An 8,021-nucleotide genomic window follows, 5' to 3' on the forward strand; every position below is an offset into this window, starting at 1 on the left:
CAGTTTTTTTTGCTACCGCTTTTTTGGGCGCTACTTTTTTTGCTGCCGTTTTCTTAGCGGCTGTTTTTTTGGTTGCCGTTTTTTTGGTGGCTGTTTTCTTAGTTGCAGGCTTTTTCGTCGTCACCTTTTTGGTTGTTACGTTTTTGGTTGCCGTTTTCTTAGCCGCTGTCTTTTTGGTTGTAGTCTTTTTTGTGGTTGCTTTTTTGGCTGCAGGCTTTTTTGCTGCCACTTTCTTTGCTGCCACTTTTTTGGGCGCCGCTTTTTTTGTTGCGGTTTTCTTGGCGGCTGTCTTTTTAGCGACGGGTTTTTTAGTGGCTGCTTTTTTCACCGCAGTCTTCTTTGCAGGCGCCTTTTTCGCGGGCGCTTGCTTGCTTGCCGCTTTTGGTTTGCTAGTGGTTTTAGCAGATGTTTTCTTTGTGGTGATAGCTTTTTTGGCTGGGGCTTTCTTTTTGTTAGTCGCCATAGGTCATAACCCTTTGTATTCCTTAGTATTTTTTGAGTTTAGACGAGATAGCCTAGTCGTCCAAATAGGTCTTTTATATAGCTGTTATTGAAGTATCAAAGGACAGTATAGTCGCGATTTTGGGGAAATGTGATTTTGCTCGGTTTAGCCGGCAAGCCAGTTCAAGGGTTTGAAAGGGCGAGCAGGCTCGATTTTCGAGCTGGGCTAGCATGAAACAGCTATCAGAGATGGAAAACTTAATAAAAGCTTCTGTTAATAGCAGGGATAACAGTAGTAGTATAAGCGCTGCCGGTGACTTAGATTTTGCACAGTCAGCGTCCATCTTTTAACTAGGAATTTAATGCAGGAATAGGAATGATAATGAAACCACAACTTTTACTCACTGTTGCCATCAGTACGCTATTGGTCGGTTGTCATCAACAAGCGGCTGAGTCTGAGACAGAACAGCCCGCTGCCGCAATTCTTGATACACAGGAAAAGCGTATTAGCTACAGCATCGGTATCGGCCTTGGCCAGCGTTTCAAGGATGAGGCCTTTGTCGTTGATCTTGATACCTTTACACAGGGCCTTAAAGACGCCATCAACGACGGTGAGCAGTTAATGACACAAGAAGAAATTATGGCTGAAATGCAGGCTTTCCAGCAGCAACAAATGGTTGCCCAGCAGGAAGCTGCCGATAAACTGGCCAATGACAATCAGGCTGCAGGGGCTGCTTATTTAGCAGAGAACGGCGCCAAAGAGGGCGTAACAACGACAGCAAGTGGCTTGCAGTATGAAGTGATTACCGCCGGTGACGGTGACAAACCTGCGGCAACGGATACCGTTGAAGTCCATTATGCCGGTACTTTATTGGACGGTACCGAGTTTGATAGCTCTTATAAACGCGGTGCTACGGTCAGTTTTCCGCTCAATGGCGTCATTCCCGGTTGGACGGAGGGCTTACAATTAATGCCAGTTGGTTCCAAGTACCGCTTTGTGATTCCATCGGATTTGGCCTACGGCCCCGGCGGTACTCGTGGTGGCCCTATTGGCCCCAATGCAACACTGATTTTTGAAGTGGAGCTGGTGGCTATTAAGGATGCAGCGGCGGAAGGTTAAGTTTTTAATTATTTGCTTGAACAAGAAGGCCGTGTTTTTAACACGGCTTTTTTTAGCTACTGCAGTAGGCTAACCACAATCGGAATCAATGCAGCACTAAAGGCGCCGGTTAGACACATCGCCAAGCTGGAAAATGCACCGGCGGTGGGGTTCATCTCAAAGGCTCTGGCGGTACCCATGCCATGGGCGGTGATGCCCAAACAAAAACCCCAGATTTGCGGATCCTCGATCTTTAGCAGACGAAAGACTAGCGGCGCTAAACACATGGCAGCGACAGCCGTTAGTGCTACACAGCCTGCCGCCAGAGAGGCCAAGCCACCAATTTCGCTGGCTAGATCCATGGCGATAGGCGTGGTCACAGATTTTGGCGCAAGGGAAAGCATGGTTGCCTCGCTGGCACCCAGTGAATAAGCGATGACCACCGCTGACCCAGCCGCAAAAATGGCACCAAAGATACAGGTTAATAAAATCGGCACAGCCATATTGCGAATCAGATGTAACTGTTGGTACAAAGGCACTGCCAATGCAACGGTGGCAGGGCCAAGCCAAAACATCAGCAGTTGATTGCCTTCAACATAGACTTGATAGTCAATATTCAATCTGGGTAGTAATACGGCGACTAGAGCGGCGCCAGTGACGGTTGGGTGTAGCAAGGGAAATTCATTGAGCCGGCGATACAATACATTGCCTAACTGAAATGCAGCAAGGCTTAAGGTGAGTGCCAATAATGGGCTGTTCAGTAGGTTTTGGTCTATCACGATTTGATATTCCGCTTGCGAGCTAAAAACGTCATTAACAGGCCATTAAAGATTAGCGAGAGCAAAGAGCCGACAACTACCGCAGCGATAATTGCGAGCCACTGATCGCTATATTGCGAGCCCAGAAAAAATAAACCTGCGGCGGCGGGTAAAAACATCAAGCCCAATAAAGGGATTAAGCTACGGCTGGATTTGGCGATGGCTTCAGGCACATCCTGATACAGCACCAAGCCAATAAACAAAATAAACATACCGATAGCCGGCCCCGGCAGGCTAAGGCCGAAATAGCTTTTGATAGCTTCGCCAGCACACTGGCAAACCAATAAAATCAGTACACCGTTAATCAATGACATAAGCTAGCTTCGTCGAGTCAGTTGCCAGATAAAGACAGCGGCATAAGCGGTAAAGCCAAACAGCGACCACTCGCCCATACTAAAGCCGGCAAAGGTCCAGACAACTTCGGCGCACTGGCCATCGCCCCTAAACATAGTGGTTAGCGTTTCGCTGAGGGGGAAAGTCTCTAGCATATATTCCAGACCGGGGCCGCAGGCCGGCACTTGATCGGGCGGAAGATGTTGTAACCAGACTTGTCTGCCAGCGGTAGCCATGCCGCCAGTAGCGCTTAGCAGGGCGAGAATGCCATAGAGCTTATATTTTGCTTGATGCAATACTGCCAGCAAGGCAAAAGAGGCGATCAGAATATAAAACAGCCGCTGTGTAATACATAGCGGGCAAGGTTCCAGAAAAAGATAATATTGGGTATAAAGTGCATAGGACATCATGCCGATAACAGCAACAACCACAAGAGCATGGGTTTGTCTGATGGTGGGTAATGCCATATTTTATCTTCCTAGTGTCTATCGCTGTTAGCTGTGGTTAAAACAGCGATTTATTAGTTTAGGCAACTACATTAGGGCAAAGTAGCGCCCGACTCAAGCGGCAAACTGCACTGCAGCTGCTAAATTGATTATGATAACGATAAATACTGGAGTTTATAAAATGCGTTTCCCTTGGCTTGTCTTATCTCTCGGTTTGTTATTGCCCGGTCTTTCTTTTGCGCAGCATCCGGGAGCTGACAGTGAGGCAAATGCCGCTGGCGGTGGCCCGGCCAGTTATTTGGAGCTAGAGCCGGCCTTTGTAGTGAACTATGGCGGGGTGGGTAGGTTGCGCTATTTAAAAACCGATATTGCTTTGCGTTTAGCCGGTGGGTTTTCTGGCCAAACTCAGGTTAGCCGTCATATGCCTTATATTCGTCATGCCATTGTGATGCGCTTAAGTCGTGCTACAGAGGAAGAGCTGTCTTCAATCAAGGGTAAAGAGTTGCTGCGTCAGGATCTGCTGGCAGAAACACGCAAGGTGTTAATCAAAGAAGAGGGGCAACCGTTTATCGATGATTTATTGTTTAGCGCATTTATTATCCAACGGTGAGTGAATCCTTTAAAGACAATGGCGGCGCAGGCTACGAAAATTCTTGTCGCAATTCGCTAACATGTGCCTGCAGCTCGGGATAAAACGTTAAAAAAATAGCTTCCAGTGCCTTATAGTGAAGCTTCATTGCGTGTGCTGCAGACGCCAGCGGGTTGTCACGCGCCAGTCGTTGGCTAATACGTTTAAGGGCCGCGTCAACCGTTTGCCAGTATTGATAATTTGCAAACACATCATAACGCGCCAGATTTTCTGCCTGATATTTGGCTGGCGGCGTCAAATGATCGCTGGTGGTAATCAGCAGAAAAACTTCTTTGCTGAAAATACTGAGTGGCTGTTGATGGAATTGTTGCCAGTGGCGATTGAGAAAATGGTCGAAGGCCACATCTGTCATAATCCCAGCATAGCGACGATAGCGTGGCTGAAATAATTGATGGGTTTGTTTTAACAAAGGGTGAGTGTCGGTAAAAATATCGATTTTTCGATGTAGAAAAATACCCTGTTCAATGGACTTTTTTCGCTCACCCTTAAGCGGACCTTTGACAAAATCGCCAAGCAATGCCCCGATTAATAAATCGTCATTGCCATAACTCAAGTGAAAGTGGGCGAGGTAATTCATAGCTAGCGCTACAAGATAAACATTATGTCAGCTTACTGTATTGCCGGTAGTAATCCGCTAAATAATCGTCAAAGCTAAGGGTGTCGGCGGCCTCAATATCAGCTTGCTGTTGTCGGGATAGCTCAGTCTTTTGCTGAAAATATTGCAGATCTTTATCGGTTAAAGGGCGGCTGTTAAAGTCTTGGCTATGCTGCTCGGCCAAATGCATGGCAAAACTGGAAAAAGATTTTTTCTGCCTCTCCATATCGGTAAGAATGGCGGCTGAAGGTGTTAGTGAGTTGTCCGCCACCTTATCGCGTTGCCGTTGGCATGCCTGTTGGTAGTTATTGCCGCCATGCGCCATATCAAGTTGCTCAGCAATTTTATCAATACCGTCTAGTAAGCTATTGGCCCAGTCACTAAGGCTGCAATCACCGGTTCTAGTTTGCAGTTGCAAATCGGGCTCGCGCCCGCGGTTAACCACACTTTTTAAATTATAATTCATGCGGTCACGATCATCATCATCACATAAAGGGCTGCGTTCAAATAAACAGTACAGTAAAAAACAATCGATAAACCGAATTTGTTCAGCATCAATGCCCAGTGATAAATAAGGATTGACGTCAATACATCGCACCTCAATATATTCAACCCCGCGTTCCTTTAAAGCACCTATAGGTATTTCGCCGGAGTTGGTGGTGCGTTTGGGACGAATTGGGCTGTAAAATTCATTTTCAATTTGTAATAACGCAGCAGATAGCTGGCGAAAATCGCCGTTGACTCCAACGCCAATTTTTTCATAGTCGGGATGTATATTGGTGATCGCTTTGTGCAGGGTCTCTATATAATTATCAATGCTGTTATAACAGATTTTTAAATTTTCCTGCGCACTGCTTTGATAGCCAAGATCGCCCATGCGTAAAGCTGTGCCATAAGGCAAATAGGCCGTATCGTTATCGAAGGGCTGCAGATTATGATTATTACCCTGCAAAAAACTCTTGCAGACAGCGGGAGAGGCACCGTATAAATAAATTAATAGCCAAGAAAAGCGGCCAAAATTACGAATTAATTTAAAGTAGGAGTCGGTTTTATAATCCTGTAAAGAGCGCTTGTCATAATCCTGTTGTTGTAGTGACTGCCACAGACTATCCGGCAATGAAAAGTTATAGTGGATGCCGGAAATCGTTTGCATTGTACGGCCATAGCGATTGCCCAAACCTTTGCGATAGGTTGTCTTCATGTTGGCAATATTCGAGCTACCATATTGTGCGACCGGAATATTGCCGTCGCCTTGCAAAATACAGGGCATGCTGGCGACCCACAATAACTCCTTATCGAGCTTGGGGTAGGTAAAACGATGTATGTTATCAAGGCACTGCAAGCACTGATCAATATCGGTAAATACTGGGGTTATAAATTCAAGTAGAGCTTCAGAAAAGTCTGTGGTGATATGGGGGTGTGTCAGTGCCGATCCCAAGGCATGCGGGTGCGGGCTTTGTGCCAGCTGGCCATTGCGGTAAACCCGTAAACTTTCTTTTTCAATACCGCGCTGTATACCTGTTAACAAAGATAAATGATCGCTGCTGGCTAATAGCTCCAACCGCTCTGTTAATTGATCAGGCAAAATATATACTCCGCTTGGGTGTCTGACATTGAAGGGATTGATGACGTTATATTGCTAGGCAGGCAGTTTACTGCCGAGGCGAATGAGGTACAAGCGTTAAAGTGGATAACATTACTATATGGAGGGCTATGCATCGTTGTTGTGTTGATCGGCTAGCACGGTCAATGCTTGTTTGATGGCAGATTTGTCAAAGCCTTGAATAATTTGATCGCCAATCACAATAACCGGTACCCCTAGGCCGCTGATACGCGAATATTCCTCGTAGGCGCTGGCAGACTTTTCTACATTGTATTCAGTATAAAGAATATTGGCCTGCCGAAAAAATAAACGGGCTTTGTTGCAATACGGACACCACCCGGTTGAATACATCACCACATCGTCCTTGTCGAGCGATTCAACATCAATGGTATTTAAAGCTAGATCTATCCGCCACCAGTTTTGGGTAATTAAAAACAGGCTAATAAAAACAATTAGCGGTAAAATTTTCTTGGCTTTTTTATTCATATAATGATCAAAAATAATTTTAGATAATGCAATGGCCGTCAGCGTGATGTTAGTTGAGCCTATTGTTTGAATAGCTCTCCTGAACCGGCGCCGCAGGCAATAATCGTTCTTAGTGCTTCATCGACTTTGATATGCGGCAAAAGTTCGACTTGTTCAGGGGGTAGGTGATAGATCATGCCCGATGTGGGATTGGGGCCGGTGGGGACAAAAACACTATACCAGCCGTTTTCATGGGTGCTGGTGACGATCACAGTGGCCTGAGTGGCAATATCGGGTCCAAATAACTGAGCTCTTGCCACTTCGCCACGGCTAAAAGGTGAGTTGGCATTGCTACCGATAAACTGGTGAATGATATCTCGTACCAGATTATAGCCTGGTGCAAATTTAGTCAGAACTCGATCGAAGCGGGCATGTAGCCATTTGCCAGCACCGGTTGAAACGATATTCCCGACAATAAAACAGCCAAGCAGTATTAGCATAATCACCAACAGGTCAACCATAATATCGGGCGCATTGGTATTGCGGGCGATGGGCGTGGCCAAGGGTTGAATAATGTCACCAACCGCAAAGAAGGCCCAGCGGATGGCAAAAAACAAAATCATCGCGGGCGAAATAACTAGCAGGCCACCAATAACAGATTGCTTGATAAAATGGTTGAAGCGTTTCATATCGACCTCATTATATTATTGTTTTGTTAACAATGCTGGCAGAGCATAACAGTTTGCTTAGGGTAGCAAATGTGCTGGTTGAATGTGACAGCTTTGCAACTGAAAAACTACCGTTAAATGTGTATTAGCGATTGCCACTGCACTTTGCCTGATTAGCCGCCGTCATAGTCATAAACCGAATCATATCTGGATCTTGTTGCAGATTAAAATGATGTTTTTCCGGCTTGAGTTCCATGGCGGCAATGATGGCTTGCTTGACGGCTGTTACATCGCCAAAGTTTGCCCTTAAAACACTGCGCAGATTGGTTGAATATTCATTGCCCAGACAGAGTAACGATCGTCCCTCTAGTCCCTCTATAGTAACTCGAATATGGTTACACAAATGACAAAAGTTATGACTATGTGGTGAGAGAAAACCAATCCGGGAAGCACTATCACTCATTGAATAATAATGCGACGGCCTCGCGGTTTTTTCATCAGTTGAGCTCAGCGGGTAATGTGCAGATACGATGACTCTAACTTCATCGCTGGAGAAAAGCTCAGGGCGCGATTATGTTCATCAAATAAGCCCAATGGCATTTCTTCGATAAATGAAATATCTACTTTTTTGTCACGGGAAAAATTAACCAGATCGATTTCCTCTAGCGTTAAAATATCTGCGCGGGGCGCGAAGGTCATCTCTTCCGTCATGCAATAAACGCAACGGACATCATAGCGGTCGGTTACCGAGAGGGGAGCATAGCCATCACCAAGACCCTTCGATATTTTCCAGTATATTGGGCGGCACTCGAATTTGAATAGGTATTATAGATTTGTTGGTCTATCTAACTGGAGGTATGTTGGCTTTGCATAGTAAACTGCGGTCATTCAACGTAATCAATCC

Annotated in this window: 12 protein-coding genes; 3 read left to right on the forward strand and 9 right to left on the reverse strand. The window is 45.8% G+C overall.

The window, feature by feature from the left end:
• Both AACP44_RS07445 and AACP44_RS07450 read left to right on the forward strand, forming a co-directional pair.
• A partial coding sequence (locus AACP44_RS07445) for a hypothetical protein (protein ID WP_339339857.1) occupies positions 1-554 on the forward strand: 554 nt, incomplete at its 5' end.
• Positions 555-823: 269 nt separating this feature from the next.
• Complete coding sequence (locus AACP44_RS07450) at positions 824-1,561, forward strand: FKBP-type peptidyl-prolyl cis-trans isomerase (protein ID WP_339339858.1); 738 nt, start codon at positions 824-826, stop codon at positions 1,559-1,561.
• A 56-nt stretch (positions 1,562-1,617) separates the two neighbouring features.
• Here AACP44_RS07450 and AACP44_RS07455 read toward each other — a convergent pair whose 3' ends face one another.
• The 3 genes from AACP44_RS07455 to AACP44_RS07465 are packed head-to-tail and all read right to left on the reverse strand — an operon-like array spanning position 1,618 to position 3,158.
• The gene (locus tag AACP44_RS07455; protein WP_339339859.1) at positions 1,618-2,319 is read right to left on the reverse strand and encodes an LrgB family protein; all 702 of its coding nucleotides are present in this window, start codon (positions 2,317-2,319) and stop codon (positions 1,618-1,620) included.
• A complete protein-coding gene (locus tag AACP44_RS07460; protein ID WP_339339860.1) occupies positions 2,316-2,672 on the reverse strand; it encodes a CidA/LrgA family protein in 357 nt (118 codons plus the stop codon). Before AACP44_RS07460 ends, AACP44_RS07455 begins: the two co-directional genes overlap by 4 nt.
• Positions 2,673-2,675: 3 nt before the next feature.
• Positions 2,676-3,158, reverse strand: coding sequence for a disulfide bond formation protein B (locus AACP44_RS07465; RefSeq protein ID WP_339339862.1), 483 nt, complete (start codon positions 3,156-3,158; stop codon positions 2,676-2,678).
• A gap of 160 nt (positions 3,159-3,318) precedes the next feature.
• Between AACP44_RS07465 and AACP44_RS07470 the strand changes: the two genes are divergently transcribed.
• Positions 3,319-3,747: a flagellar basal body-associated FliL family protein gene (locus AACP44_RS07470; protein ID WP_339339863.1), complete on the forward strand. Its 429-nt coding sequence runs from the start codon at positions 3,319-3,321 to the stop codon at positions 3,745-3,747.
• 31 nt (positions 3,748-3,778) lie between these two features.
• Here the strand turns inward: AACP44_RS07470 and AACP44_RS07475 are convergent, their stop codons facing one another.
• The 6 genes from AACP44_RS07475 to AACP44_RS07500 form a co-directional block, all read right to left on the reverse strand.
• Positions 3,779-4,363 carry an ACP phosphodiesterase gene (locus tag AACP44_RS07475; RefSeq protein ID WP_339339864.1) on the reverse strand — a complete coding sequence of 195 codons (585 nt, stop codon included), beginning with the start codon at positions 4,361-4,363 and terminating at the stop codon, positions 3,779-3,781.
• A gap of 22 nt (positions 4,364-4,385) precedes the next feature.
• Positions 4,386-5,966 carry a glutamate--cysteine ligase gene (gene gshA, locus AACP44_RS07480; RefSeq protein ID WP_339339865.1) on the reverse strand — a complete coding sequence of 527 codons (1,581 nt, stop codon included), beginning with the start codon at positions 5,964-5,966 and terminating at the stop codon, positions 4,386-4,388.
• Between the two features lie 126 nt (positions 5,967-6,092).
• Positions 6,093-6,470 (reverse strand): glutaredoxin domain-containing protein, encoded by a 378-nt coding sequence (locus AACP44_RS07485; RefSeq protein WP_339339866.1) that lies wholly within the window; start codon positions 6,468-6,470, stop codon positions 6,093-6,095.
• Positions 6,471-6,529: 59 nt separating this feature from the next.
• A complete protein-coding gene (locus tag AACP44_RS07490) occupies positions 6,530-7,138 on the reverse strand; it encodes a DUF502 domain-containing protein (RefSeq protein WP_339339867.1) in 609 nt (202 codons plus the stop codon).
• A gap of 124 nt (positions 7,139-7,262) precedes the next feature.
• On the reverse strand, positions 7,263-7,649 hold the full coding sequence (locus tag AACP44_RS07495) for a hypothetical protein (protein ID WP_339339869.1): 387 nt from the start codon (positions 7,647-7,649) through the stop codon (positions 7,263-7,265).
• Complete coding sequence (locus tag AACP44_RS07500) at positions 7,625-7,816, reverse strand: hypothetical protein (protein WP_339339868.1); 192 nt, start codon at positions 7,814-7,816, stop codon at positions 7,625-7,627. Before AACP44_RS07500 ends, AACP44_RS07495 begins: the two co-directional genes overlap by 25 nt.
• Positions 7,817-8,021: the final 205 nt, after the last annotated feature.

Source organism: uncultured Oceanicoccus sp. (genome assembly GCF_963968385.1).
Taxonomy (GTDB): Bacteria; Pseudomonadota; Gammaproteobacteria; order Pseudomonadales; family Dasaniaceae; genus Oceanicoccus.